This window comes from Arthrobacter sp. JCM 19049 (assembly GCF_001310435.1).
Window position 1 is genome coordinate 1 of sequence record NZ_BAXF01000848.1, and the last position, 675, is coordinate 675.

Sequence of the window (675 nt, forward strand, 5' to 3'; positions counted from 1 at the left end):
GTCGTGGGTGTGCAGGTGCACCGGCAGGTCGAAGCGCTCACGCAGCGCGGAGACCAGCAGCTTCGCCGCGGCCGGGCGCAGCAGCCCCGCCATGTCCTTGATCGCCAGGATGTGGGCCCCGGCGTCGACGATCTTCTGCGCCAGCTCCAGGTAGTACTCCAGAGTGTAGAGCTTCTCGTTGGCGTCCAGCAGGTTGCCGGTGTAGCAAAGGGCCACCTCGGCCACCGCGGTCCCGGTGGCGCGCACGGCCTTGATGGCCGGGGCCATCTGGTCGATGTCGTTCAGCGCATCGAAGATGCGGAAGATGTCGATCCCGCTCTTGGCGGCCTCGGCGACGAATGCGTCGGTCACCTGGGTGGGGTACGGGGTGTAGCCCACGGTGTTGCGTCCGCGCAGCAGCATCTGCAGCGGGATGTTGGGCAGCTCGGCGCGCAGCAGCTCCAGGCGCTTCCACGGGTCCTCGCCCAGGAAGCGCAGCGAGACGTCGTAGGTCGCCCCGCCCCAGACCTCCATGGAGAACAGCTGCGGGACCACGTGGGCGTAGGCGGGGGGCGGCGTGCAGCAGGTCGCGGGTGCGCACCCGGGTGGCCAGCAGCGACTGGTGCGCGTCACGGAAGGTGGTGTCGGTGACCCCCACCGCGTTGGACTCGCGCAGCGCCTTGGCAAAGCCCTGCG

At 69.6% G+C, this 675-nt stretch carries 1 pseudogene; it reads right to left on the minus strand.

Annotation, left to right across the window (positions count from 1 at the left end):
- Positions 1-675: pseudogene (locus JCM19049_RS16685) on the minus strand (pyruvate carboxylase); the annotation flags it as partial.